The sequence below is a fragment of the Photobacterium sp. 270122K genome (assembly GCF_059941365.1).
Genome location: NZ_JBPOEN010000001.1, coordinates 195,794 through 221,729 on the forward strand (window position 1 = coordinate 195,794; position 25,936 = coordinate 221,729).

The window sequence follows — 25,936 nt, forward strand, 5'->3', positions numbered from 1 at the left end:
ATCCCCTGCTCGATTCAATGCAACTGAACTCACATAAGAAACATATAGACCCATGTGCAACCAAGAGAATAATTTCGTCAAATAAATCGAAGATATGTGACTGCAGTCATAAATTGAAGGCTGAGAGAGTAAGATTTGCTGCGTCAGAATTTTTCAACGGTAAAGTTATAGGGCAAATGCAATACCGTGTGGTCCATCTCATTGAGGATGTATGACAACACGGCATAACATGCTCTTCACGGCACGTCTCACGCGCCGATGATTATCGAGAGAGCATCAATGGATATGAAACCTTCTTAGAAGATGCAAGACTATGTGGATACCCTCTAAATTAACTCGTCCAGCGCGCCTGCATAATGCGATTCTGCGCCCTAGACTGCTAGAAACACTTGAGCCTGCTCCGTTTTACCGTCTTGTCTTATTCCGCTCTCCAGCGGGTTACGGTAAAACCACCATGGCAGCACAATGGCTCAGTGAGCATTCGCATACCGGTTGGTTCAACATTGACGAGAATGACAACGACACATTCCGTTTTGCCAATTACTTGTTGCAATCTATCAACAAAGCCACACATAACGCCTGCCTGAAAACACAGGCCATGGCGGAGCGACGCCAGTTTGCGTGTTTGTCGACCCTGTTCAGTGAGCTTTTCGGTGAACTGAGCGATTACCACGAACAAACCTATTTGGTTCTGGACGATTACCACCTCATCAACAACGATGATATTCACGATGGGTTGCGTTTTTTCCTGAAAAACATGCCTGACAACCTAACCTTGGTGGTCACCAGCCGTACTCTGCCACCGTTAGGCACCGCGAATTTACGCATCCGTGATTTGCTGATTGAAGTCGACAACGGCCTGCTTGCGTTTGACGAAGAAGAAACGGAACGTTTTTTCCATAAGCGCATTGCCGACCAAGTGGAAGTCAGTGTCTTAAAAACCCTGCATTCCCAAGTGGAAGGGTGGCCTTCAGCCCTACAATTGATCGCCCTGCACGCCCAACAAAAACCGGATACCTTGGTCGCCTCTGCCGAATCCATGGCCAGCTTTAACCGTGGACACTTGTGGGACTATCTGGCGGAAGAAGTGTTTGATTTGCTCGACAGCGATACCCGCCATTTCTTGTTGCAGTGCTCAGTACTGGATATTTTCAACGCTCAGTTGGTGACGGATCTCACCGGCCGCAGCGATGCCTTGGCGATGTTGGAATCACTGAACCGTTTTGGCCTGTTCCTGAACACGTTGGAAGGCGATAACAACTGGTACCGCTTCCATAATCTGTTTGCTGAATTCTTACGCCACCAGCGTTATTCGCAAATGCCCCAGCACCGTACAGAGCTGCACACGCTGGCGGCCAAAGCCTGGCTGAAACAGCAATCCCCTCAGCAAGCGCTGTTACATGCACAAAAGTGTGACAATGAACCGCTGGTGATTGATATTCTGTCCGACTACGGTTGGGACATGTATCACCATGGTGAAATCACCCTGCTGCAAACTGCCATTGCCAATATCGACAACGAACGTTTGTATGCCCATCCACGCCTGAGCCTGTTGCGCATGTGGTTGGCACAGAGTCAGCACCGTTACAACGATGTCGGTGACATGATCACCGAAACCGAAGCCGCGCTGGCCAAGCACAACATTGTGCTGAACGATGCGCTGCAAGGGGAATTTAACGCGCTGCGCGCGCAAGTGGCGATTAACCAGAACAACCCGGAAGATGCACTGATCCTCTCAGAGCAAGCCCTTGGTCAACTGCCCTCAACCACCTACCGTAGCCGGATTGTCGCCACCTCTGTGGTCGGTGAAGTGCACCACTGTTTGGGGAACCTAAGCCGTGCCCTGCCTATGATGCAGCAAACCGAAAAAATGGCGCGCCAGTACCACGTGTACCACCAAGCGTTATGGGCGCTGCTGCAACAAAGTGAAATTTTACTCGCGCAAGGTTACGTACAAAATGCGTATGAATTGCTCGAACAAGCGTTCAAACTGGTTAAAGAACAGCACTTACAACAAGTGCCATTACACGAGTTCTTGTTGCGTTTACGCGCACAGATTTTGTGGTGCTGGAACCGCTTAGATGAAGCCGAAGAAGCCGCCCAGAAAAGTTTGGATGTGCTTGCCCCATATGATGAAACCAAACTGCTGCATGCCTACTCTATGCTGGCGCGCATCGCTATCACCCGCGGTGAGCAAGACAAAGCCGCCCGTTATCTCGACAAATGTAATGGGATGATGGAACGCTCGGTATACCACATCGATTGGCGTGCCAATACCGACCTTGCCAACCTGCTGTACTGGCAACAAAGCGGGGATAACGACCGTATTCAGCACTGGCTCGATCACGCCGAACAACCGGAAGCGGCCTGTAACCACTTCCAGCAATTGCAGTGGCGTAATATTGCCCGCGCCTGCATTCAGGTCGGTGATCTGACGCGTGCCGACGACATTTTTGCCATGCTGGATGAAAGCTGTGACAAGCACCAACTGATCACCGATAAGAACCGCAACCTTGTTCTGCAAGCGGTGCTCAGCAAACAGCAAGACAATCGTCCACAAGCACTGCATCAGATCAAAACTGCGTTGGAACTCACAAACAGCACCGGCATGGTGGGGTTATTCTTGTGTGACGGCGCGGTGATCTGTGATTTACTGCAAGAGTTAGTCGACATTAAAGCGTTAAATGAGTTAGAACTGCACCGCGCCCGTCATTTGCTGCGTGAAATGACCAGCAAGGAACGTAATCGCTCTGTGCATTTTGATGAAAACTTTGTCGAAAAACTGCTTAACCTGCCGGACATTCCGGAGTTGATCCGCACCAGTCCCCTGACCCAGCGTGAATGGCAAGTACTGGGACTGATTTACACCGGATACAGTAACGAGCAGATTGCTGCCGAGTTGGATGTGGCCTCTACCACCATCAAGACGCACATCCGTAACTTGTACCAAAAGCTCAACATCGCAAACCGTCAGCAAGCGATAGAAACAGCAGAAAATCTTCTAAAATTAATGGGCTTCTGATCACCAGAAGCGCCTTCTTAGGTTAAGGATGACCGATGATAGAATGGAGCAAAGATAGGCTGTGGTACGTGGACATGCCGTTCAAATTGAACGGCATTCCTGTCGGTGCCAGAATGACCATTATCCGTCTGGATAACGACCAGTTACTTATCCACTCTCCCATTCAGCTCACTACCCAATTGCAACTGGCATTAAGCCAATTAGGCGCAATACAAGCCATTGTCACCCCCAACATGGGTCACCATCTGTTCTTGTCTGAATGGTGGTTAGCCTACCCGCAAGCCTATTTTTTCGCGCCGCCCGGTTTAGAACAAAAACGCACCGATCTGATCTTCGACGACGCCCTGAGCGCCACCACGCCCGCCTTGTGGCAGTACCAACTTTATCAAACATTACTGCGTGGCAGTGACTGTATGGAAGAAGTGATCTTCTGTGATCCGCACGCCAACACCTTGATCGTCGGTGATACACTTTCTTGGCTACGCCCCACACCGAACTTGCTCACGCTTGGGTTAGGAATCGCCAACGGTTGCTACTTTTCCCCCGCGCTGCCTTATTACTGGCGACGTACCTTTCATGACAAAACCCGCCTGCGCCAATCCCTGCAAGAGATCCTCACTTGGCCATTTGACCGTATCATTCTTTCTCACGGTCAGAACATCACACACAATGGCAAAGAAGTCTTTTACGATGCCTTTAAATGGGCCTTTGAGTAACACGTCAACACGCGCACACACGTCACGTTGGTTATTTTTTGCCCTAAATCAAGATTTGGCTAATTTGCTGATTCACAATCATCAAGTGTGATAAGTATCACTACCAGACCTCACAGTCGGCGTATATTTAATCATCGCAATCACCGATTGCGAGGTATACCCAAGCTCACTTTGCGGCCAATGTATCTCAGCGCTATCGTCTCAACAGCCAAGGCTGTGATAGCGACCCAGATGAACGGTATTGGGGTTGCTTGGGTATAAAGCTACTTTTTTTGAGGTTATGGATATGACTGCATCAAAATGTTATTTGAGAGACGTACTAGGACTGGGGTTAATTATTTCATCCGTTATGGTCATGCTCGGGATCATCTTCAGCGTACTCGCGGTATTAAATTATCTCGCAGGTCAAGATGTTGCCGCCAATACGTTCTTACAAGAAGCGTTGCCGCTGTTCTTCTTCATGGTACCTTCCGTGCTGCTGGCCCGATTCATCAGTCGCCCGCAGTGGATCCACGATATCGAAGACTTCCAACTCGCCGCGGCCAAAAAGTTTAGCCAAACGCATTAATCTTGTGTCAGCCCCTCGCTGAGGCACACATGCTTCACGCTTCGCAGCCACCCTTTCCTTTAGAAGAAAGCGGTGGCTTTTTTGTCTGGTGCGCTTTTATCTCTAACGTTTTTATCTGAGGCTTTTATCTAACGTTTTAATCTGAGCCTTTCTGAACGGAAAATGAATTATTTCCTCAGTAAAAATTCAATGATTGTCATGCAGACTGTTCTCTATTGACTCTTTCCCCATAGCGAACAGATTTGGAGCCTACCATGACCCCCATCAGCATTGTGATCATTACCCTGAATGAAGAAAAACGCATTGGCCGATTACTTGATGACCTCAGCAAACAAAGCCACCGCAACTTTGAAGTCATCGTGGTGGACTCAAACAGTGACGACAATACCTGTTTAGTCGCCCAAGGGTTTGAACATGCCCTGCCCGCACTGACCGTCCATAACATGCAACAACGCGGCGCCAGCTTAGGCCGCAATACCGGCGCTCGTTTAGCCCAGCATGAACGCCTGCTGTTTTTAGATGCCGACGTACGCTTAGCCCCAACATTCCTCACTAATGCCTTATATGAACTCGACCAACGTAAACTCGATGTTGCCGGGGCGTACATGGGGGCAGAAAACCTATCAATGGGTTATCGCTTAGGCTATGCCGCCTTCAACACCGGCCTATTCCTGACTGCCTTCTTCTTCCCAACCGCCGTCGGGGCTTGTCTGTTTTCAACCCGCCGCGTCCATGAAGACATCGGCGGTTTTGATGAAAGTATCGTCTTGTGTGAAGACTGCGACTACGCCAAACGCGCCGCGAAAACGTGGCGTTGGCGTATGATCCCGGTCAGCTTCTGGTTTGATCCTCGTCGCCTAGAACAAGAAGGCTTTATGAAAATGGGCATGACCTATCTGAAAGCCAACGTACGCCGTTTCTTCAAAGGGGAAATGCGCAACAACGAAATGGAATACAAGTTTGGCCATTACAAGGATGTAAACTAACCCATGCACGATCTAGACTGGTGGTGGTTCTTTGGCGGGAGCTTTCTTGATGCCTTAATTGGACCCAATATATTTGTGCCCGGCGAGCCATTCTTGATCGGCGCAGGCTACCTGCTCAGCAGTGGGCTTATTTACGGTGTCGTGGCGGTATTACTCGGGGGCTTACTGGGTGATCAACTGAGCTTTTGGATTGGCCGCCGCTTTGGCGCACAAGGCCGACGTTGGCTAGGCCGTCATATTCACAAAACCCGCCGCCCTATCGCCAAGACACGACTGTTATTGAAGAAACGCGGGCCTCTGGTAGTTGCTGCCGCCAGACTGCTCGGGCCTATCGCGTGGATTATGCCCTTTTTGGCCGGCAGCTATGCCATGGCATGGCGCACGTTCACCCTGTATTCACTCGTTGGCCTGTTGCTCGGTGTCGGACAATTTGTCTTGCTGGGTTACGGCCTTGCACAAAGCATTGCACAAAGCATTGCATTACTGCCAAGTTGGGACAGTGTCATCATTGCCCTACAAGAGCATAGCCTGTTGCTGGTTGCCATCCTCGTTGCGACGGGATCTTGCTATGCGTTGTATCGTCGCTACCAATGGAAAAAGTGGGGCACCATGGTGCTGTGTTGGTTAATCGCCTTAACCGGTGCGAACTACTACCACTTTTTTCACAGCCAAGCGTATGACATGACATGGATTTCATCAGCTCAAGCGCGCATGGCACCGTCTGCGCAACATGATGATTCACCCCTCACATTAGAGAGTTTGAACTACAAGGTCTTTCCCGGCTTAGCCCCGGTCTATCAGGCTCAGCCCATCAATGTGGTTTATATCGGTTCACATCCGGATGCGCTCATGAAAAAACTGGGCTGGATTGAGAATAAAACGTTTTCCAATGACCAACTCACACTACGCCAATACATTGGCTTGATCACGCAAACCACCCCACCGGTGTCTGACTTATATTGGAATCAACAACCTCAGTGGCTGGCTTATCAGGTTAAAGGGGATTTACTCAAACGCCGTCACATCCGTTGGTGGTACGCCGGTCAAGAAGCCGGTACACAACAAGCTATTTGGTTAGCCGCAATCAGCTATGATGACAACGTGAAACTGGCGCATTACAAAGGATTAATCACGCTTCTGCATGCCATTGACCCCGACACCGATGTAGAACGCGATACCCTGATGTACAACGCGCAGCAACAGGGTTGGCACACCGAGTATGCCCCGTTAGGCGACATTGAAGCCTTTTCGAAATCTCGCCACTATTTCACCGATGGCCGAGTGGCGATCATTACTCATCCCCAATAATCATCCACCGTAATGAAAACCCGCACAGTCCACACACGAAAAAAGGCGGCCTTAACTGGGCCGCCTCTGTTTTTTATCTGTTCAATCTTGCTGTTTGCGAATATTGAGCAGGCATCATGCCCATCTATTCGTCACGCGCTCTAGCCGCGTGGTCGTGCAAACACTTGTGTCCAATATTGATCATATTGGGTATCCACGTTTTCCACCATGGCCGCCCCCATCTGAGTGACATTGGCATTCATGATATTGGTGCAGTGACCTGGACTTGCCATCCATGCCGCCATCACGGCTGAAATGCTCTTCTGCCCTGCGGCCACGTTCTCTGCCCATGCATTGGCTGAATAACCGGTATCCGCAATACGCTGATCAGGGCTTGAATTGTCCGACCCTGTGTGGCTCATGAAACCGCCGTTCGCCATATCACTGGAATGACGGTACGCCGCTTCCTGCAAATCGTAATCCCACGTCAACGCAGGCACGGCTGGCATCATCTGACCACCGCAATTTTGTTGCTTAGCACGCGCTTGGTTAACCGCATTCAGCATTTGCTCTGCAAAATCCGTTTCATCGGTAGGACCGACAGGGGCTGGTGTTACTGACCCGCCGGTGTTGCCTGTATCCGTACTGCCACCCGGTGTCGTCCCGGTATTATTGTTAGAGCCTGAACCTGTATTGACATTGCTACCGGTGTTCGTCGAAGCGCCGTCTGAACCGCCTGAGCCACCACAGCCAGAAAGTAATGCGGCAGACAATAATACTAATGGGAAAACTTTCATAATATACCTAGCAGTCGCGTTATTAATAAATGTATCAGTTCCGATTTCACGGGGCACACTATACTGACTCAGTGCTTAACGATTCAATACGAAATGGTTAAAAACCGCGCTATTTTACATAATACTGACAAGGCATCGTTCAGCTCAACTGACAGACTTGATTATAATTCATTGATTTAAAATAATAAGAATGGTGAGCCAATATAAAAAGCTACCGCCTTGATAACTGGTTATTGGGGTTTAATTACTAAGGCAATTTGGCGTGTGATTTTATTTCACTTTGTAGATCGTCCCAGCGGCAATTTCATGCAATATTAATAACCCGCCGCGTTTTATGCTTGTCATAAAATATAAACGACAATGTTGACCACAAAAAAATACCGCATGATGCGGTATTTTCCTGTTTGTTTTTATTTTTTGTGTTTTGGCTTTTTACCTTGCTGCCAAATCATCTTGAGTCACACTGACCCCTTTAATCTGTGCAAACACGGCATCACCGATCTGTAAATTCAATTCTTCTGCCGCCCACAGCGTAATGTTGGCCCACAGTTGGGTTTCCCCGACCCGCAATCGCACTTCTACCCTCTCCTTCTGATCAACCGGATGAATTTTATCGATTTTCGCAGCCAGCACGTTACGGATACTGGTTTGTGCGGGACGTACTTTGGTGATCGACACATCATTAGAGTAAATACGCACGCGTACCCACTCCCCGCGTGGCCGTTGCAGCTGATTCACCCACAAATAAGAATCGTGATTCAGCATAACCTGCGTTAACGCATACCGCGGATGACGCAAATTCACACGAGCACTCAATAATGAGCTTTGCTCTTTCACAGGCAGCCACGGGCGCATTTCCGGCGATCCCCACACACTGTTAATGTGGCCTGACACCACGACCCGCCCCTGATTCAGCATGACCATGTGATCCGCCAAACGTAAAATCTCATCCAAGCTGTGGGTGACATAGATGATCGGAATATTGACTTCTTTTGCCAGCTTTTCAAGGTAAGGCATCAGCTCTTGCTTGCGCGGCAAGTCCAATGAGGCTAAGGGTTCATCCATGAGCAACATTTCAGGGTTCGACAACAACGCACGACCAATCGCCACCCGCTGCTTTTCACCGCCTGATAACGACGCGGGATACCGTTTCAGCAACGGTGCAATGCCCAGTAAAGCTGTGACCGACGCAAAGTGCGCAGGATCAGGGTGGCGACAGCCATAACGCAGGTTTCCCTCTACCGTGTAGTGAGGAAAAAGCCGCGCATCTTGGAACACGTAACCAATCTTGCGCTTTTCCGGCGGTTGATTGACCCCGTTAGCCTGATCAAAGAGCACATGATCACCCAGTGCGATATGCCCTTCATCCGGCTTAGACAACCCGCTGATGACATTGATCAGCGAGGTTTTCCCTGCACCAGAACGCCCGAAAATCGCCGTGATCCCCTGCATCGGCAAAGACAGATCAACGTCCATCTTCAGCTCACCGAGTGTCTGTTTAACGTGAATACGGATCATTGGATCTCCAACCGGCGACGTGCAATGCGGGTTAACCACTCAGATACAATCAACGATGCCAATGCGATCACAATGGCAATCACACACAATCGAGCCGCTTGATCTTCCGCTCCCGGCGTTTCAATAAAGGAATACATCGCCAGCGGAATGGTCTGGGTTTCACCGGGAATGTTCGACACAAACGTGATGGTCGCACCAAACTCGCCTAACGCACGGGCAAACGCCAAAATCGCCCCCGTTAATACCCCTGGCAGGGTCAACGGTAAGGTAATGGTCAAAAACACCCGCAATGGACTGGCGCCCAATGTGCGAGCAGCTTGTTCGAGCTTGCGATCCACGCCTTCCAGCGCCAAGCGGATAGAACGCACCATTAACGGAAAAGAAACGACCGCCACGGCCACAACGGCACCGCGCCAACTGAAACTGAACGTTAAACCGAACCAGTCATACAAGAAACGCCCCACCACACCCTGTCGACCCAGTACCACCAGTAACAAATAGCCGATCACCACGGGCGGGAGCACCAAGGGCAAGTGAATCAAACCATCTAATACCGCTTTACCGACAAACTGACGGCGGGCTAACACCCACGCACAGGCAATACCAAAGGGCAAGCTGACCAATACCGCCACGCTAGCGATTTTTAAGCTCAGCAGTAACGCTTGAATTTCATACTCCGTCAGCACTACTTGCGCTCTCCGAAGCCGTATTGGGCAAAAATGGTCGCAGCTTCATCAGACAATAAATAGTCATAAAATCCCTGTACGGAGGCATTGGCTTTGCCTTTCACTATGGCCACCGGATACGCGATCGGACTGTGGCTACTATCGGGGATGTCACTAACCACTTTCACTTTTTTAGAAATCATCGCATCGGTTTTGTACACCACGCCCAACAAGGCTTCTTGGCGCTCAACAAGGAGCAGTGCCCCACGCACATTGTTCGCGCGTGCCAGCAACGGCGATGCTTGCGGCCACAACCCTAATGATGTGAAAGCTTCTTTGGTGTAAATGCCGGCAGGTACATGTTGCGGATCCCCCGTTGCTAAACGGGTGCCTTGCAAGGCGCTTTTGATGTCCCATGTCGCTGACAACGTGATGTGATCAACGGGATAAGACGTCGGTGCCACCAGCACCAACGCATTTTCGAGCAAGGTTTTACGGCTATCGCTGTCAATCACACCTTGCTGTGCGAGGTAATCCATCCACTTTTCATTGGCAGACAGATAAATATCTGCGGGTGCACCTTGCGCAATTTGACGCGCTAAGGCCGCCGATGAGGCATAAGAGAGTGTCGGCTTCTGCCCCGTTTTCGTTTGGTAGGCTTGTGCGATGTCATTCATCGCATTCGTCAGTGAGGAAGCGGCAAACACCGTTACCTTATCCATTGCCCAACTGGCATTGGCCATGACGGCTAACCCCAGCGCCATGCACCCAAGACCTAAACGCTTCATTTTTATACTACCTACCAGGGAAAAACAGCGACATATACTAAGGGATATATCGCACCAGAGGAATACCTCTTACTTATACCTGTCCAGCATGCACGCATATCGCACTTCTTGCGCGAGGGTGTTCGCTCACTTTCACGCCACACTGATCAAAACCTAACTTTGACAACAAAGGATCACAAGAGATCGGATTTTTATGTCGTCTCTGGTTAGGGTAGCACGTTCACCCCGCTCCTCGTTAACCGACACGAGCTGCTCGATGCACGGAGACTACCAATGAGACGTTCAAGGATGAAGACATTAACGCGTTCACTGCTCGCCCTGACGACCGCCCTGTCCTTTCACGCAAGCGCTAACGACGCGCTGCCACCGGACACCTATATTCTCAGCACCACGCTGGATTACATTCATTATTATGATAAACAGGGGCAACTGCTTGCCAGCATGCAACATCGCCTACCACACAGCACAGAATCTCTACGTGATCTAGTGAATACCCCGAACGGTATTGCTGTCTACTCAGGTACCTTCGATGCATCACTGGCGATGATACACCCCACCCACATCGAGCATTTACAGCACGAGGGATTAAGCAGCGTAAATAATGGTACGGCGGGCGGGATCGTGGTACTCGGCCGTTATGCTTACCTGACTGATATGGCAACAGCCAATGCCGCCAGTAAAGGTATTGTTCGGTTTGATTTACAGAACGAGACCTCTCAAGCGTATTTCACTGAACATGACTACATGGATATCACACTCGGCAATAACGGTTTACTTTATGCCCTGCGTAATGTGTACGGTGAACTGGATATTATTGAACCCGTGACGATGAAACGGCTTAAACAGCACAATTTAGGCCATACCTCCTCATCCCGTGCGGTGACCGCGACAGAATCCGGAGAGATATTCATGGTCAGCTGGGACGGTTACCTCCATCACTATAGCCAAGAGGGCGAGTTATTCAGCCGTCAGTCATTAGACAACTCAGGCTTTGCGGATATTGATATTAATGCGCAAGGGGAACTGCTTGTCACCGCACGAGACGGCATGATGTACCTGTTTGATGAAGCAGGCACGCAGCAAAATACCCTTTTTCAAGGCTACACCTACCAAGCGTTTGCCGCATTTGCGGCGCTACAACGTAATTTCCCTGCGGTGTTGAAAAAGAATGCCTTGCCCAGTGCCATCGAACAACAACAACCCCTTACACTCGATCTGACCGGCAGCTATGATCCCGAAGGCGCTCCCGTAATCGCTTCCGTCGAGGCGACAACAGGACTCAACGTTGAACACACCCACGATCCATTAGTGTGGACATTAACCGCCACACAGCCCGGTGAACAGCAGATCACGATCACACTGAATGATGGCATGCAATCAACAACAAACACCGTCACTGTGAGCGTGGCGGGCATGGATTGCGAGACAGATCCCAATGCAGTTCAATTTCCCGTATGGCAGCCCAACACCCTTTACACCCACGAAACGGTCAGTTATGACGGATTAGTCTGGCAAGCCAAGTGGTGGAATCAGAATAGCGCTCCCAGTTTTTCAGGGCCATGGAAATTAATCAGTGAGATCGCTTTACCTTGGCACGCAAATCGCCAATATTTGAAGGGCAACATCGTCACTTATCAAGGCCAACAATACCGAGCAAATTGGTGGACAAGCAATGCCCGTCCTGTCGACCATCCCGCTTGGACGCCTTTAGGCCCCGTAAGTGGTTGCTAACAAGCCCTTTCAGCGGGTATCACGTTTGTGATACCCGCTGTTTTCTTTCCCCGCCCAAGGCACTCTCTTTTCTCCAGCATCATCCCCGTACCATCAACCCGGCACTATACGTTTCACATTTACATTCGTTTCTCGTTTCTCGTTTCTCGTTTCTCGTTTCTCGTTTCTCGTTTCTCGTTTCTCAGTACGATATTCACCACATAAATATCAGATAGGCATTTCATCATAATGATTTAATACCACGATTTTCATTATCATCCTCGGCCTAGACATTCCACTGCGAATCACCGAGGTATCATTGATGAAACTCACCCTGCTTCCCCTCTCTCTGGCGATCATGAGTCAATTCGCTATGGCGGACACCACGCCAATCACGCCCGATGTAAAGCCCGCGAGCCGCTTTACCATTCAAAAGAACCACACGGTGGCGACAACACTCGACTTTGCCAATACCGATGATTTCACCGATGCAACACGTGGGTTTATTGCCACATGGCCCGACAAAACCATCAAAGATGCCAACGGCAACGTGGTGTGGGATTTTGCCAAGTTCGACTTCGTTAACACCGATAAAACGATCGATACGATCAACCCATCTTTACAGCGCATGGCAAAGCTGAATAACCAGCACGGTCTGTTCAAAGTGAAAGACGGCATTTACCAAGTCCGCGGGTTTGACTTGTCTGTCATGACCTTTGTTCGCGGTGAACACGGTTGGATTGTGATTGATCCCCTCCTATCAGAAGACACAGCCCGTGCCGGTTTAGACCTGCTGTTCAAGCATGTCGAAAAAGCCCCCGTCAGCACCGTCGTCTTTACCCACTCTCATATTGACCACTTTGGTGGCATTTGGGGAGTCACCAATAAAGCGGACATTGAAAGCGGAAAAGTGGCCGTTATCGCCCCTAAAGACTTTTTCGAGCATTCCATTTCAGAGAATGTGCTGGCGGGCAACACCATGAGCCGCCGCGCTGGCTACATGTACGGCAACATGATTGAAGCAGGCCCGAACGGCAAAGTGGACGGCGGCTTGGGGAAAACCACCTCGACCGGTAAACCGGGCATTGTGGAACAAACCATGGAAGTGCTGGAAACTGGCGAGATTCACGACATTGATGGCGTAAAAGTAGAATTTCAGATGGCGAACGGCTCAGAAGCGCCGTCAGAGTTTATCTTCTATTTCCCTGAACACCGCGTGCTCATGGCGTCAGAGGTGATGACCCACACCATCCACAACATCTCTACCCTGCGTGGCGCACGCAGTCGTGATGCCAATGCATGGGCAAGTTACGTGGATGAGTCGCTGGATTTATTCGCGGCAAAATCAGACATTATGATCGGTTCACACCACTGGCCGACATGGGGCAGTGACAAGATCACCGAGCAGTTAGAGAAAACCCGTGACATGTACAAATTTGTGCATGACCAAACGCTGCGTCTTGCCAACCAAGGCTATACGCCCAATGAAATCTCCGCCAGCATTCAATTGCCGGATAGCCTAGACAAAGCCTGGTATAACCGAGGCTACTACGGCACGGTATCGCACAACGCACGCGCAACTTACGACTTTTATTTCGGTGCATGGTGGGACGGTAACCCAGCGAACCTTAACCCATTGACGCCCGCACAAGAAGGCGAAAAGTACGTGGCCGCCATGGGTGGGGAAGAAAAAGTGATCACCATTGCGAAGAAAGCAATTCAAGATGGTGATTATCGCTGGGCAGTGACGCTATTAAATAACGTCACGTTCTCTAACCCGAAAAACATGACCGCCCGTTATTTAGAAGCCGATGCGATGGAGCAATTAGGTTACCAAGCCGAATCAGGCCCGTGGCGTAACTATTACTTAATTGGTGCGAAAGAACTCCGTCATGGTTACACCCCGGCACCGTCACCAGACACTACCGCCATCGCCAGCAACATGCCGGTGTACTCGGTATTGGAATCACTGGCCGTGCGCATTAAGCCGGAAGCGGTAGACAACATGCATACCCTGATCAACATTCAGGTCGCCAATGATGACAACGTAGCCAGTGGCGAGTACGCACTGGAACTGTCAAACTCCGTACTGAAAACCTACAAAGACAAACAATTTAAACAACCTGATGTCACTATTGCGTTGTCTAAACAAACCTTTGTGGACCTTATCACTGGCTCACTGTCTATAGAGCAAGCGATGAAAAGCGGAGCCTTCACCGTTGAAGGGCTAACCGCATTCAATGCCTTCATGGGCACCCTTGATCGTTTTGATCCTGCCTTCGGCATTGTAACGCCGTAACCAAAACCAGATGGCACAAACCCTATTGTGCCATCTGGACTTCAATACACATCCTCAACCACACATGCGGCTGACTTTTGTTGAATTTGGCCTGCCACACCATATGTGACTGAAAGGAACCACTGTCGAAAGGAAACGGCAAAATACGCAGCTGAAACACATCTTGATACTGCTTGGCAAACGACACGGGCACCGCTGCCACGGCATCACTGTAAGACACCGCTGCAAGCATCCCTATCAAAGACGCATGCTGACTATACACCTGACGAGCAGGCAATGACTCTCCCACCAGCCAATCAATAAACGGTAACTGATGACGACGCATTTTAAACAACACATGTTGTTCATCGACGTATTGTTGAGGCGTCAAGCCAGCGTCAGACACATTGGGATCTGACAAGCGCGGATGATCCTGACGCACCACACAACACAAGTGATCTTCGGTAAGCACGGTTGACGCAAACACACGGCTGGTTGGCGCATCCACATCAATGATGAGATCGACTTTTTCCAACATCAAATCATCATACAGTTGTTCATTACTGGACGGCGGTTCCATCAACACCACATCCACCGATAAATTCGCCAGCGCGCGGTCAAGAGACTGCCTCAACGAATGAATCATCGCTTCATGGCAATACACCACAAACCGTTTCTGGGCGACCTCAGGGTCAAACGCCTCCATCCCTATCAACAATGATTCAATGTCTAATAACGGAGAGTGAATATGCTGATACAACTCATCAGCAAACCGTGTCGGCGTGATCCCCCGTCCGGTGCGGTTAAACAACGCCGCACCCACATGCGTTTTCAATCGGGCTAGCGCATTACTCACTGCTGATTGGGTTAAATCCAGCTGCTCTGCCGCTTGGGTGACAGATTGTGTTTGATAGGCAGAAACAAAGACGCGAAGTAAGTTGAGATCGATTTTTCGCTGCACGTTCATTCAACATTCAAGTGATTTTACTGAAGTATATCGAAAAACAAGTGAAGTAAGGAAACACAAGCCCATCCGATCATCTCTAGCCCCTCGTACAAGCAGAAATCATGCAGATCACGACCGTAATACGTCATTTTTGCGCCCAACCCATAACTAATACCTTCTGACAATGTCGTTAGTTACATTCAAACAACAACATGCTTTCAAGAGTTACGCCTGATTCTGAGTTTCTTATCAATCATCCCCCTCAGGCTGCTACACTCGCTCAAACAACGACCACATTAAGAAGGATTTTATTGTGACAAAACCTGCTTTTCCTGTGCGTAAAACCGCACTGGCCATGGCGATGCTCGCCCTGACGCATACCGCTACCGCCGATGATTTTACCCCTCAACCCAACGTAAGCCCATCGGCACTGCCGCCGATCCCGGTACAATCCAGCCCAATGTTTATTAGCCTAGGCTTTGATGACAACGTAGAAGCCGACGGCCTGAAATGGGTCATGGATCTGCTTGCCAGCCACAACAACCCAGCCGGTGAAGATGACTTTGCGGGTGAGCCGCTCGGCGCCAGCTTCTTTATGCACTGTGAGCCCGCGATGGACAATGACACCATCAAGAGCCTGTGGCGTGAACTGGCAGAGCGTGATTACGACATCGGTAACCACACCTATTCACACCCCGATGACAAAGTGAACTACAACCCACTGCAGCCATGGATGACCGCTGAGCAATGGCAAGAGGAAGTGAAAAAATGCGGTGACTTCCTCACCCGTGATGAAGATAAAGGCGGCATTGGTGTCGATGAAGTAACCGGTTTCCGCGCCCCATTCATGACCTACAACGACAACACCTTAAACGCTATTGTGGATAACGGCATTCAATACGATGTTAGCTTCCCGGCTGGGATTGTCCCCGAGCAAGATGGCACCAATAACTACTGGCCATTTACGTTAGATAACGGCAGCCCTTCGCATGACTTAGCTGTTGCGGGCTGGTGGAAACCGGCCATCGATAACTACCCGGGGCTGTGGGAAATCCCGCTACACACATTGATTGTGCCGCCGGACAGTGAAATGGAAAAATTCGGCATCGACTATTCACTGCGCGACAAAATTGCCAGCCGCATCGGCTACTTCGATCCTGTCTCTGGCAAGGGTGATAACTTTGACTGGAACCTCTACACTACGCCCAATTGGGGTGCCGCTGGCCTAAATGAAGACGATGTGGTGGCGATTTACAGCTACAATCTTGACTTGCGCTTAGCCGGTAACCGCGCACCGTTGGTACTGGGCTTACATTCCGCGTTCTACGGTCTGCTTAACGGCGGCGAACACTTTGGTATGCCAGAAACGACCGTGGCCTCACGCCAGAATGTATTAAAGCGTTTTATCACCTACGCCCTAAGCAAGCCCCAAGTGCGCTTTGTCAGCCATCAGGACTTGGTTGAGTGGATGCAAGATCCTGAGCCGCTCACCTTGTGCCCGACCACCGAATGGCAAACGCATACCGTGTACAGCGAAGGTGACACCGTCACGTATCAAGGCAAACAATGGCAAGCCAAATGGTGGACCATGTTGCAAATGCCCGGGCTGACCGCTTACTCACCTTGGGAAGAAATCGAAACCTGTACGCCCGCGTCTTAACAACTTCAGCGTGTCTTAACAGCTACAGCGCATATTAAGAACGACACCGCGTTCTAAGCCGCTAAAACAGGATGTACTGACTGTGCACTCACGCTTATCGCCCATTATTAATCAGGGTGATAAGCGTTTTTTCATCCTTTTTTCCGCGTCATCGCCCCTGTTTAACCTCGACATAACGCACTCACAGTCTGTATACTACGCCGCCTAATCATTTACCCCCTATTTCGCACAGCATATTTTTCCGTTCTGGATAAATAATTATCTTGCTAGTAACCACCAAGGAATACCTCTTGATTTCAACCGCAAACATTACAATGCAATTTGGCGCAGAGCCTCTCTTTGAAAATATTTCAGCAAAATTTGGCAACGGCAACCGTTACGGGTTGATTGGCGCAAATGGCTGCGGTAAGTCAACGTTCATGAAAATCTTGAGTGGTGCACTGACACCAAGCTCTGGCAACGTCTCTATCACACCAGGATACAAACTGGGCGTATTGAGTCAGGATCAGTTCGCGTTTGAACAATACAACGTGATTGACGTTGTGATCATGGGCGACAAAAAGCTATGGGAAATTAAGCAAGAGCGTGACCGCATTTATTCACAGCCAGAAATGAGTGAAGATGAAGGCATGCGCGTGGCAGAGCTGGAAAGTGAATTTGCCGAGCTTGATGGCTACAGCGCCGAAAGCCGCGCCGGTGACATTCTGCTTCAAGCGGGTATCGAAGAAGAATTCCATTACGGCTTGATGCAACAAGTCGCGCCAGGCTGGAAACTGCGTGTGCTATTGGCACAGGCCCTGTTTGCAAACCCAGAAGTGCTACTGCTGGATGAACCAACCAACAACTTGGACATCCACACCATCAGCTGGCTGGAAGAAGAACTGAAGCAACGTAAGTGCACCATGATCATCATCTCGCACGACCGTCACTTCCTGAACTCTGTGTGTACGCACATGGCAGACATCGACTACGGCGAACTGCGCATTTACCCAGGTAACTACGATTACTTCCTGGAAGCATCGGGCTTGATCCGTGAGCAGCTGTTGGCTAGCAATGCCAAGAAAACCGCTGAAATTAACGAACTGCAAGATTTCGTTAACCGCTTTGGTGCTAACGCATCAAAAGCGAAGCAAGCCAGTTCTCGCGCTAAGAAGATGGATAAAATCAAGTTGGATGAAGTGAAATCATCCAGCCGTATCAGCCCGTCAATTCGTTTTGGCGAAGGCAAGAAACTGCACCGTCAAGCGCTAGAGTTTGAAAACTTGGGTCACGCGTTTGAAGATGAAACCCTGTTCAGTGGCGGTAACCTGCTATTGGAAGCCGGCACGAAACTGGCGGTTATCGGTGAGAACGGCGTGGGTAAAACCACCCTACTGCGTTGCTTGGTGAACGAGCTCGCAAACACCGAAGGTACCATTAAGTGGTCTGAAAATGCCTCTGTCGGCTATTGCCCGCAGGACTGTACAGCAGATTTCGATAACGACATGACCATCTTTGATTGGATCTCACAATGGCGTACTGCGAAGCACGATGATCTGATGGTGCGTGGTATTCTTGGCCGCCTATTGTTCACCGCAGACGATGCGAACAAGAAAGCCAAAAACTGTTCAGGTGGTGAGAAAAACCGCCTGCTGTTTGGCAAGCTTATGATGCAAGACATCAACGTGTTGATTATGGATGAACCGACCAACCACATGGATGTTGAAGCCATTGAAGCCTTGAACAATGCATTGAAAGTGTATGAAGGTACGTTGATCTTTGTCAGCCATGACCGTGAGTTCGTGACCTCGCTTGCGACACACATCATCGACATTAAAGACAAGAAGCTGGTTAACTTCCGTGGTACGTACGAAGAGTACCTGGATCACCAAGCTAAAATGCAGCTTGTCGCTTAATCACGACGTAAAGTACAGCATCGGCTGATCAGTACCCTTTGATCAGCCCAGTCTGCATTACGCCAAGCCATTCAATCTGAATCGCTTGGCGTTTTTTCTATCTGTTTATTCTGCTTATCCGCTTATCCGCTTATCCGCTTATCCGCTTATCCGCTTATCCGGGCAGTCTCAAGCATCGCCTCCACAATGTCAGTCAGCGTCATGCCTAATTGACGATCAAGGTGAAACCCGGTGATCCCTAATGCTTCTGCCGCTTCAACGTTTTCGATGCGATCATCAATGAATACGCATTCTTGCGGCGTTTTACCGATGCGTGCCAGCGTGGTGAGATAAATCTCCGGCGCCGGCTTTTCACACCGTTCATAGGCTGAAATCACCACCTGATCAAAGTACGGCCGAATACCCAATAGATCCAACGACCAATCCAATGACGCCGTCGCATTCGATAACACATTTAACGAAAAATGGGGCGCTAAACGTTGTAAGCTGCTGACCGCATCATCGAACAATTGGTATTGCGCACTGTCGAACGACAACATAAAGAGTTGATCGGCCAGCGTCATCACTTGCGTTTCTGAAGCCTGAAGGGCCACTTCCGCGGCCACAAACTGACATCGCGCTTGCAACCATTGCTTTTCATCTTGCCAATCAACGAGTGAATGCTGCTGAAAATAATCACGATCAAACAACGCCACCCGCGACAAAGCATCATCCACCCTGTCACTGTCATAACCCCGTGATAGCAACACCCGTTGCATCACCGATTTACGGTACTCCTGAATATAAATTAGCACCCCACCGGCATCAAAAATGATCGTGGTGATTTTGCGTGACGGCTCATTGTCGCTTTTTCCGCTAAGGCATCGCACATCACTGCCTTGTTGCTCGCGTGTCACACTGCGTTCCTGCACTGCCATTGTTCGTCCTTGTTATTACTGGTTATTGCTTACTCTCGTTATTCCGGATCGCGATATTTCGTCAGTGCCTTGCCCCATCCCGTTATGCATAAAGGTCATACCTTTACTGCCACTAAGGCGTGCTTTCTACACCAATGCGTACCATCCTGCCAAACCGCCAGTGACTAAACAGACTGGCCATGCATACCCCTCAAGGCGCGTCTCACCGGCAATGACGATAACATAGCCTAACCGACAAACGCCCAAACACTCAACCAACCACTGTATAGGAAACAAGACACTTCCGTACCAATAGGTAAATTCCACTTGGGTATTTTCAGTCAGCAGGCCTGAAGCGACCCATTCTGGTTCAAAACCCAGCGCCGCCACCATTAACACGATATGATTCACCGCAAGCCCCCATAACATCGGGGTCACTGCGTCGGCTTGGCGTCGTTCACTTCTGTTCGTGTCATCTATACGCATTCTGTCCCATCCCCCTTATTCGTCTTTACTCGCCCGTCAGGTTGCTTTGTTCACGTCACTGTTTGTCATTGCCGCAAAACGATCATCTTGGTGAAAAGAAACTGTCATTTTCATTGCTTAGGCTGCTCTACCCATAACGCAATGATCCCCCATTACTCATCATAGGAATGCAGTTTGACCAACACAAATTCGGTATCCAACGTTTCCCCTTATCTGGCCGTGTTTGATCTTGATGAAACACTGATTGCGGCAGACTCCGCCAGTCTGTGGAATGCGTACTTAGTCGAGCAAGGGTTCGCCCCCGAAAGCCTTTTGCTGGAAGAAAAGAATAGAATGCAGGCCTACCAAAAAGGCTGCATGGATATGCATGCGTATATGGCGACCACACTGGTGCCCCTGATTGGCATGCACGTGGATGAAATCAGCCACATCGTCGCCGATTTTATTGAAAAGCGAATTAAGCCGGCCATTTATGCCGATGCCCTCGCCCGCATTCAATGGCACAAACAACGTGGCGACACCGTGCTGGTCATTTCTGCCACAGGAGAGCACCTCGTGAAACCCATCGCCCAATTATTAGGAGCCGATGACGCCCTCGCCATTAATCTTCAACTCGATAACGGCAAAATCACAGGCAACACCACACATACATTGAGCTATCAGCAAGGAAAGGTGATCCGAATGAAAGCGTGGTTAAAGGAACACAGTGGCCATTTTCAAGGCAGCTACGGCTACAGCGACTCCATTAACGATCTGCCTTTGCTAGAAGCGGTAGACCGGCCTTTTGCCGTGAATCCCGACCCGACGCTCGCCCTGCATGCGCAGGTAAATGAGTGGACCATCATGGATTGGCGACACGACAACAACATTCTTCGCTGATCTCGCGGACACGACGATCTCGCAACCGATTATCGACTTGCTCAAATAATTTGAATAAGTCGTTCTATTCAATCTCCTTATGTTTTGCTGTGTAACCACTAGAATGAAAATCATTCACACATTAACACGGCAAAACAATGAACAAGGACAGCAGCACCCAAGACAGGGCCACGTATGACGGCCTCTCTATCTTCATTCACTGGCTGAGTGCCATTGTCGTGATTGGCTTGTTTGCCGTTGGGTTATGGATGGTGGATCTCAACTACTATTCACAATGGTACAAGCCCGTGCCGCACTGGCATAAATCCATCGGCATCCTCTTGGCCCTCGTCACCCTGTTTCGGTTGGTGTGGAAACACATCAAAACACCCCCCACGATTGAAGGCGCACGCTGGGAAGTGATCGCCGCGAAAATTGCGCACACCGTGATCTATCTGTTGCTGTTTGGGTTATTCATCTCGGGTTACCTCATTTCTACCGCCGATGGACGTCCTATCGAGGTGTTCAACTGGTTTTCCGTTCCCGCCCTTGGCGCCTTATTTGATCAACAAGCGGATATTGCCGGAGAAGTCCACTTCTACCTCGCCGTCACCTTAATCGGCCTTGTTAGCGTACATGCCCTTGCCGCGCTCAAGCACCACTTCATCAATAAAGACACTACGTTAAAAAAAATGTTGGGAGTAAAGTAATATGAAAAAGCACCTTGTTGCCCTTAGCCTTTTGGCTGCCGTCGCCCTGCCTGTCACCACCCATGCTGCTGACTACGTGATTGACACCGAAGGCGCGCATGCCTCTATCAACATGAAAGTGCCGCATCTGGGCTACAGCTTCATTAAAGGCCGCTTCAATACCTTTGAAGGCACCTTCAGTTACGACCCCAACAATGTCGCCGCGTCGACCGTTAACGTCAGCGTCGACACCACCAGTTTTGATTCCAACCACGCAGAGCGTGATAAACACATTCGCAGTAACGACTTTTTGGATGTCAAAAAATACAGCACCGCTACCTTCACTTCCACCAAGATCGACCCAAAAAGCAACGGGGAATTTTTGATAGAAGGCAACTTAACCCTGCACGGCCAAACAAAACCGTTAACCATTGATGCCCTATTCGTCGGCGAAGGGAAAGACCCATGGGGCGGTTACCGTGCTGGTTTTACAGGCACAACACGTATTGAATTGGCTGACTTCGGGGTGCCGGTAATGGGTGACTCCAGCTATGTTGAACTGGAATTGCATGTAGAAGGCATTCGCCAATAAGCGATTTTTGCGAAATGTTCCTCATACCACCCTGTATAAAAACCCGGCAACCGTCGGGTTTTTCATCATTATTGTGCAAAATATCAGCAAACGATCCACTTACTTACTGATATTTACAGATTGACATAGGAACCCTGCGCTAGGATGAGAGTCATAACAACAAGGACACGGTAACGTGCTAGACCAATAAGAAGGTAAACCATGACTCCGCAAGAAAAAGAACTCATTCAGAATGTCGCCAATAAACTGAAGCAAAGCCCTAACAAGGCGAAAGATGCTGACGCAGAACAACTGATCAACACAGAGATCGGCGCGCAAAACGATGCGGTCTACAAACTGACACAAGCAGTGTTAGTGCAAGAGATGGCACTGAAAGAGCTGAAGCAGAAGAACGAATACCTTGAGCAATGTGTGGAATTCCAAAAGTCGGAAGCGAACCGCAGCACATTGAGCAAAATGATGGGTGGTAGCCGCCCTGCACCGCAGCCGCCTATGCCAAGCAACCAGCCAAGCGCATTCGGTAGCTTCATGCAAACAGCAGCGAGCGTTGCTGTGGGTATGGTTGCAGGTAACATGATCAGCAACATGCTGTTCGACCATGATGAGCCAGCAGCAGACGCGACAGCGGCAACAGACACAGCCGCTGACGCAGCCCCTGCGGCAGATGCTGCTACAGACACTGCAGCAACAGACACGGCACCGGCTGATGACAGCGCAACAGCCGCAGCTGACACCGGTGATACAGGCGGTGGTTTCTTGGACGATTCATCAAACAGCTTCGCGTCAGATTACACTGACGGTTCATCAGGCTTTGGCGATGCAGGTTTCGGTGACGGCGGCTTCGGCGGCGGTTTCGGTGACAGTGGCTTCGGCAGCGGTGATGACAGCTTCGCGAACAACGGTTTCGGTGATGGTGGTTTCGGAAGCGATGACGGCGGCTTCGGCGGCGGTGATGACAGCTTCTTCGGCGGTGGCGATGACTTCGGCGACGAAGACGTTTAATCCCCCATCGAACACCATGAAGGCATCCCTCGGGATGCCTTTTTAATGGGTAGCTTTTTTATCAGCCCCGCTCATTCTTGGCGGTTTCCATCACGACCATGGTGGTAATGGCATCCACCTTGGGGATCTCCCCCAAAATATCGGTATGAAAGCGTTTATACGCGATGAGATCCTGCGCTTCGACCCGCAGCAGATACTCACTGGTGCCGGTAATATTGTGGCATTCCACCACTTCATCGGCCTCAACAATGTGGGCTTCAAAATTGCGTTGCGATTGCTTACTGTGGTTCGACAACCCCACCGTCACATACGCGACAAAACCAATCCCCATTTTCGGGGCGTTCAACACCGCTCGATAACCTTCAATCACCCCACTACGCTCCAACTCTTGCACACGGCGCAAGGTTGCTGACGGCGATAAGCCAACCTGCTGAGCTAATTCGACATTCGGCAGTCGACCGTGGCTTTTCAGCGCTTGCAATATTCTTTCGTCAAACCTATCCATCACACCACATCATTGCTAATTTCGTCTTTATTACACAAATATAGCGCGAAAATTGACGCTATAAATCACTAATATACTTAGAGGCGCGCAACAAACTGTCGTTATTCGGCATCACACTTAAACAACGTCACAGGCAAGTATCACTATGGAACACCAACAGCTCATTGCACTGTTCACCTTTGCGTTTGTCACCATCATCACCCCTGGCCCCAACAACATTATGTTGATGACCTCTGGGGCAAACGTCGGCTTTATGAAAACCCTGCCCCATATGCTGGGCGTGACTGTCGGCTTCAGTGCCATGGTAACGTTAATTGGCATCGGTTTGGTGGGCATATTTCATACCTACCCATGGCTACACAATGTGTTGCAAGCTGTGAGCATTATGTACTTACTGTATCTTTCTTATGCCATTGCCACCAGTCGCGCCCCCACAGAACGCGGCGACGATCAATATCGGCCACTCACCTTCTGGATGGCCGCCAGTTTTCAGTGGGTCAACCCGAAAGGTTGGAGCATGGCACTGAGTACCGTCACTTTATACAACCCGGAAGGCAGCTGGCACGGCATTGCGATCATCGCCTTGGTGTTTGCGTTGGTGAATCTGCCTTCTACCGGCATCTGGACGTTGGCTGGCCAAAAACTGCAACAGGTACTCACGCACCCAACACGCCTTCGCATGTTCAACTATGCCATGGCAGGCTTGTTGTTGGTGTCGATTGTGCCGGTATTCGTGCTGTAAACCATCAGCCTGTCTCATTAATGAGCAAACGACAGCATTGGGGAAGGTTGAGGGTTTACAGCCCCTCCTGAAGCACGTATTATTCGCGGCATGGAGAGATGGCTGAGTGGTTTAAAGCACCGGTCTTGAAAACCGGCGTGGGTTTATAGCCCACCTAGGGTTCAAATCCCTATCTCTCCGCCACATTCAAAAAATCCGACTTCATTGTCGGCTTTTTTACATCTGAATTTTGTGATTTAGAGATAGGGTGCAGAACCCTAGACAAGGGGTCACCTGAGCGAAGCGAAAGCACATTGCCCGTGCCGAAGGCGCGAAAAGGCAATAGCCCGAAGGGCGCGAGCTTGCGAGCAGTAAATCCCTATCTCTCCGCCACCTTCTAAAGGCCAGCAGAAATGCTGGCCTTTTTCGTATGCGTTGAATTCAGTGTTTGTTAGACGGGATTTTGTAAATCCCTCGTCGTGTGCGACCCCAGCACTCCACCACATTAAAGCCCCCTACGCTTCACCACCACACGCGAATATCGCACTCTCTTTCACGTCGATTACATCAAACTGTGATATAGAAATGATGATGAAAATGTAGAATGTGATATATGGAATGATTCTACTTTTGTTTTTCCCACCTCTAGCGATACCTTTCAATATCAATGAGTTAACTTCGATGCTATTATGCACCCAAGACAATATGTGGAATTGTAAGGTAGATGGGTTCTATGTATTAAGTTGTTATGTGAGTATCCGATTAATCAGCTATCGGTGTCTTATTACTAAAAAGGATCAATTGTGGCAACAATTAGAAGTTTATCCAAAAAGATCGCAAGCCTAATTCTAGATACTGATTTAGCGACAATTGGAAAGAAGATTTTAAAGTGGCTAGTTTTACCTGTTGTTGCATTTTTGCTACTAGGTATTGGTTATGAAGCTTATCAAAACAACAAAAGGCTAACATACTGTAGTGATCGTGGCGTATCTGAATCTCAATGTGATTACTTTATAGAGTATGGTGATTAAGTATGAACAAATTTTTACCTTTGTTATTTTTGTTTTCTGTCCCTGTATGTGCTGAAGATGTTTTCTTTACTTCAGATAGAGCTTCTAGCGAATTTGAGTTTAACACTAGATGTTGGGCGTATGCGCAAATTGCTGGAGAACCAGAGTCGGTTGTTGACTATTATAAAAACAAAGCCCAAAAAGAGAAATTTACTGAATTTCAAGAAGGGCTAAACGTTGGTTATGCTTCAGGCTTCATAATGTCGGGTTCTATGCTCCTAGAAATATCTAAAACTGAAGCAGCTCAGTTAGTATTCAATTCAACCTGTAAGTAATAAATT

At 49.5% G+C, this 25,936-nt stretch carries 24 protein-coding genes and 1 tRNA gene; 17 read left to right on the plus strand and 8 right to left on the minus strand.

The window, feature by feature from the left end; all coding sequences use genetic code 11:
* The first annotated feature begins 313 nt into the window (after positions 1-313).
* The 5 genes from malT to ACSF8W_RS00915 all read left to right on the plus strand — a co-directional run bounded on the left by malT (position 314) and on the right by ACSF8W_RS00915 (position 6,600).
* Positions 314-3,022, plus strand: coding sequence for an HTH-type transcriptional regulator MalT (malT, locus tag ACSF8W_RS00895; RefSeq protein WP_500844259.1), 2,709 nt, complete (start codon positions 314-316; stop codon positions 3,020-3,022).
* A gap of 35 nt (positions 3,023-3,057) precedes the next feature.
* Positions 3,058-3,738, plus strand: a complete 681-nt coding sequence (locus ACSF8W_RS00900) for a DUF4336 domain-containing protein (RefSeq protein WP_500844260.1) — start codon at positions 3,058-3,060, stop codon at positions 3,736-3,738.
* 286 nt (positions 3,739-4,024) lie between these two features.
* Positions 4,025-4,306 carry a D-fructose-6-phosphate amidotransferase gene (locus tag ACSF8W_RS00905; RefSeq protein WP_428478807.1) on the plus strand — a complete coding sequence of 94 codons (282 nt, stop codon included), beginning with the start codon at positions 4,025-4,027 and terminating at the stop codon, positions 4,304-4,306.
* A 254-nt stretch (positions 4,307-4,560) separates the two neighbouring features.
* Positions 4,561-5,292, plus strand: coding sequence for a glycosyltransferase (locus ACSF8W_RS00910; protein ID WP_428478808.1), 732 nt, complete (start codon positions 4,561-4,563; stop codon positions 5,290-5,292).
* Positions 5,293-5,295: 3 nt separating this feature from the next.
* On the plus strand, positions 5,296-6,600 hold the full coding sequence (locus ACSF8W_RS00915; RefSeq protein WP_500844262.1) for an LssY C-terminal domain-containing protein: 1,305 nt from the start codon (positions 5,296-5,298) through the stop codon (positions 6,598-6,600).
* A 140-nt stretch (positions 6,601-6,740) separates the two neighbouring features.
* On the opposite strand, the gene ACSF8W_RS00920 is transcribed toward ACSF8W_RS00915, so the two are convergent.
* The 4 genes from ACSF8W_RS00920 to modA form a co-directional block, all read right to left on the minus strand.
* Positions 6,741-7,376, minus strand: coding sequence for a CAP domain-containing protein (locus ACSF8W_RS00920; protein WP_500844264.1), 636 nt, complete (start codon positions 7,374-7,376; stop codon positions 6,741-6,743).
* Between the two features lie 432 nt (positions 7,377-7,808).
* Positions 7,809-8,894, minus strand: a complete 1,086-nt coding sequence (modC, locus tag ACSF8W_RS00925) for a molybdenum ABC transporter ATP-binding protein ModC (protein ID WP_500844265.1) — start codon at positions 8,892-8,894, stop codon at positions 7,809-7,811.
* Positions 8,891-9,580 (minus strand): molybdate ABC transporter permease subunit, encoded by a 690-nt coding sequence (gene modB, locus ACSF8W_RS00930; protein ID WP_500844266.1) that lies wholly within the window; start codon positions 9,578-9,580, stop codon positions 8,891-8,893. The genes modC and modB overlap by 4 nt, the downstream gene beginning before the upstream one ends.
* Positions 9,580-10,347, minus strand: coding sequence for a molybdate ABC transporter substrate-binding protein (gene modA / locus ACSF8W_RS00935; protein WP_500844267.1), 768 nt, complete (start codon positions 10,345-10,347; stop codon positions 9,580-9,582). The genes modB and modA overlap by 1 nt, the downstream gene beginning before the upstream one ends.
* Before the next feature lie 288 nt (positions 10,348-10,635).
* Here modA and ACSF8W_RS00940 point away from each other — a divergent pair, with 288 nt between their 5' ends.
* Positions 10,636-12,078 (plus strand): carbohydrate-binding protein, encoded by a 1,443-nt coding sequence (locus tag ACSF8W_RS00940; protein ID WP_500844268.1) that lies wholly within the window; start codon positions 10,636-10,638, stop codon positions 12,076-12,078.
* A gap of 301 nt (positions 12,079-12,379) precedes the next feature.
* A complete protein-coding gene (locus tag ACSF8W_RS00945; protein ID WP_500844270.1) occupies positions 12,380-14,356 on the plus strand; it encodes an alkyl/aryl-sulfatase in 1,977 nt (658 codons plus the stop codon).
* 22 nt (positions 14,357-14,378) lie between these two features.
* On the opposite strand, the gene ACSF8W_RS00950 is transcribed toward ACSF8W_RS00945, so the two are convergent.
* Positions 14,379-15,302 (minus strand): LysR family transcriptional regulator, encoded by a 924-nt coding sequence (locus ACSF8W_RS00950; RefSeq protein WP_500844272.1) that lies wholly within the window; start codon positions 15,300-15,302, stop codon positions 14,379-14,381.
* Between the two features lie 340 nt (positions 15,303-15,642).
* On the opposite strand from ACSF8W_RS00950, the gene ACSF8W_RS00955 reads away from it, so the two are divergent.
* Complete coding sequence (locus ACSF8W_RS00955) at positions 15,643-16,941, plus strand: carbohydrate-binding protein (RefSeq protein ID WP_500844971.1); 1,299 nt, start codon at positions 15,643-15,645, stop codon at positions 16,939-16,941.
* A 290-nt stretch (positions 16,942-17,231) separates the two neighbouring features.
* Positions 17,232-18,836: an ABC-F family ATPase gene (locus ACSF8W_RS00960; RefSeq protein WP_500844274.1), complete on the plus strand. Its 1,605-nt coding sequence runs from the start codon at positions 17,232-17,234 to the stop codon at positions 18,834-18,836.
* Between the two features lie 146 nt (positions 18,837-18,982).
* Here the strand turns inward: ACSF8W_RS00960 and ACSF8W_RS00965 are convergent, their stop codons facing one another.
* Both ACSF8W_RS00965 and ACSF8W_RS00970 read right to left on the minus strand, forming a co-directional pair.
* Positions 18,983-19,753 carry an HAD family hydrolase gene (locus ACSF8W_RS00965; protein WP_500844275.1) on the minus strand — a complete coding sequence of 257 codons (771 nt, stop codon included), beginning with the start codon at positions 19,751-19,753 and terminating at the stop codon, positions 18,983-18,985.
* A gap of 126 nt (positions 19,754-19,879) precedes the next feature.
* Positions 19,880-20,218: a hypothetical protein gene (locus ACSF8W_RS00970; RefSeq protein WP_500844277.1), complete on the minus strand. Its 339-nt coding sequence runs from the start codon at positions 20,216-20,218 to the stop codon at positions 19,880-19,882.
* 174 nt (positions 20,219-20,392) lie between these two features.
* On the opposite strand from ACSF8W_RS00970, the gene ACSF8W_RS00975 reads away from it, so the two are divergent.
* The 4 genes from ACSF8W_RS00975 (at position 20,393) to ACSF8W_RS00990 (ending at position 23,359) form a co-directional block, all read left to right on the plus strand.
* Complete coding sequence (locus ACSF8W_RS00975; RefSeq protein ID WP_500844278.1) at positions 20,393-21,097, plus strand: HAD family hydrolase; 705 nt, start codon at positions 20,393-20,395, stop codon at positions 21,095-21,097.
* 137 nt (positions 21,098-21,234) lie between these two features.
* Positions 21,235-21,786, plus strand: a complete 552-nt coding sequence (locus tag ACSF8W_RS00980; protein WP_500844280.1) for a cytochrome b — start codon at positions 21,235-21,237, stop codon at positions 21,784-21,786.
* Position 21,787: 1 nt separating this feature from the next.
* Complete coding sequence (locus ACSF8W_RS00985) at positions 21,788-22,357, plus strand: YceI family protein (RefSeq protein ID WP_500844281.1); 570 nt, start codon at positions 21,788-21,790, stop codon at positions 22,355-22,357.
* Positions 22,358-22,558: 201 nt separating this feature from the next.
* Positions 22,559-23,359 (plus strand): DUF2076 domain-containing protein, encoded by an 801-nt coding sequence (locus ACSF8W_RS00990; protein WP_500844283.1) that lies wholly within the window; start codon positions 22,559-22,561, stop codon positions 23,357-23,359.
* Positions 23,360-23,420: 61 nt separating this feature from the next.
* Here ACSF8W_RS00990 and ACSF8W_RS00995 read toward each other — a convergent pair whose 3' ends face one another.
* Positions 23,421-23,864 carry an Lrp/AsnC family transcriptional regulator gene (locus ACSF8W_RS00995; protein WP_500844284.1) on the minus strand — a complete coding sequence of 148 codons (444 nt, stop codon included), beginning with the start codon at positions 23,862-23,864 and terminating at the stop codon, positions 23,421-23,423.
* Between the two features lie 145 nt (positions 23,865-24,009).
* Between ACSF8W_RS00995 and ACSF8W_RS01000 the strand changes: the two genes are divergently transcribed.
* The 4 genes from ACSF8W_RS01000 to ACSF8W_RS01015 all read left to right on the plus strand — a co-directional run bounded on the left by ACSF8W_RS01000 (position 24,010) and on the right by ACSF8W_RS01015 (position 25,930).
* Positions 24,010-24,606, plus strand: a complete 597-nt coding sequence (locus ACSF8W_RS01000; RefSeq protein WP_500844286.1) for a LysE family translocator — start codon at positions 24,010-24,012, stop codon at positions 24,604-24,606.
* Between the two features lie 92 nt (positions 24,607-24,698).
* Positions 24,699-24,789, plus strand: a tRNA-Ser gene (locus ACSF8W_RS01005).
* Positions 24,790-25,388: 599 nt separating this feature from the next.
* Positions 25,389-25,616: a hypothetical protein gene (locus tag ACSF8W_RS01010; RefSeq protein ID WP_500844288.1), complete on the plus strand. Its 228-nt coding sequence runs from the start codon at positions 25,389-25,391 to the stop codon at positions 25,614-25,616.
* A gap of 2 nt (positions 25,617-25,618) precedes the next feature.
* Complete coding sequence (locus ACSF8W_RS01015; protein WP_500844289.1) at positions 25,619-25,930, plus strand: hypothetical protein; 312 nt, start codon at positions 25,619-25,621, stop codon at positions 25,928-25,930.
* Positions 25,931-25,936 lie beyond the last annotated feature (6 nt).

Bases quoted from the DNA above. Each gene is read 5' to 3' on its own strand.
- malT (WP_500844259.1), top strand. From the start codon at position 314: ATGTGGATACCCTCTAAATTAACTCGTCCAGCGCGCCTGCATAATGCG.
- ACSF8W_RS00900 (WP_500844260.1), top strand. From the start codon at position 3,058: ATGATAGAATGGAGCAAAGATAGGCTGTGGTACGTGGACATGCCGTTC.
- ACSF8W_RS00905 (WP_428478807.1), top strand. From the start codon at position 4,025: ATGACTGCATCAAAATGTTATTTGAGAGACGTACTAGGACTGGGGTTA.
- ACSF8W_RS00910 (WP_428478808.1), top strand. From the start codon at position 4,561: ATGACCCCCATCAGCATTGTGATCATTACCCTGAATGAAGAAAAACGC.
- ACSF8W_RS00915 (WP_500844262.1), top strand. From the start codon at position 5,296: ATGCACGATCTAGACTGGTGGTGGTTCTTTGGCGGGAGCTTTCTTGAT.
- ACSF8W_RS00920 (WP_500844264.1), bottom strand. From the start codon at position 7,376: ATGAAAGTTTTCCCATTAGTATTATTGTCTGCCGCATTACTTTCTGGC.
- modC (WP_500844265.1), bottom strand. From the start codon at position 8,894: ATGATCCGTATTCACGTTAAACAGACACTCGGTGAGCTGAAGATGGAC.
- modA (WP_500844267.1), bottom strand. From the start codon at position 10,347: ATGAAGCGTTTAGGTCTTGGGTGCATGGCGCTGGGGTTAGCCGTCATG.
- ACSF8W_RS00940 (WP_500844268.1), top strand. From the start codon at position 10,636: ATGAAGACATTAACGCGTTCACTGCTCGCCCTGACGACCGCCCTGTCC.
- ACSF8W_RS00945 (WP_500844270.1), top strand. From the start codon at position 12,380: ATGAAACTCACCCTGCTTCCCCTCTCTCTGGCGATCATGAGTCAATTC.
- ACSF8W_RS00950 (WP_500844272.1), bottom strand. From the start codon at position 15,302: ATGAACGTGCAGCGAAAAATCGATCTCAACTTACTTCGCGTCTTTGTT.
- ACSF8W_RS00955 (WP_500844971.1), top strand. From the start codon at position 15,643: ATGCTCGCCCTGACGCATACCGCTACCGCCGATGATTTTACCCCTCAA.
- ACSF8W_RS00965 (WP_500844275.1), bottom strand. From the start codon at position 19,753: ATGGCAGTGCAGGAACGCAGTGTGACACGCGAGCAACAAGGCAGTGAT.
- ACSF8W_RS00970 (WP_500844277.1), bottom strand. From the start codon at position 20,218: ATGCGTATAGATGACACGAACAGAAGTGAACGACGCCAAGCCGACGCA.
- ACSF8W_RS00980 (WP_500844280.1), top strand. From the start codon at position 21,235: ATGAACAAGGACAGCAGCACCCAAGACAGGGCCACGTATGACGGCCTC.
- ACSF8W_RS00985 (WP_500844281.1), top strand. From the start codon at position 21,788: ATGAAAAAGCACCTTGTTGCCCTTAGCCTTTTGGCTGCCGTCGCCCTG.
- ACSF8W_RS00990 (WP_500844283.1), top strand. From the start codon at position 22,559: ATGACTCCGCAAGAAAAAGAACTCATTCAGAATGTCGCCAATAAACTG.
- ACSF8W_RS00995 (WP_500844284.1), bottom strand. From the start codon at position 23,864: ATGGATAGGTTTGACGAAAGAATATTGCAAGCGCTGAAAAGCCACGGT.
- ACSF8W_RS01000 (WP_500844286.1), top strand. From the start codon at position 24,010: ATGGAACACCAACAGCTCATTGCACTGTTCACCTTTGCGTTTGTCACC.
- ACSF8W_RS01015 (WP_500844289.1), top strand. From the start codon at position 25,619: ATGAACAAATTTTTACCTTTGTTATTTTTGTTTTCTGTCCCTGTATGT.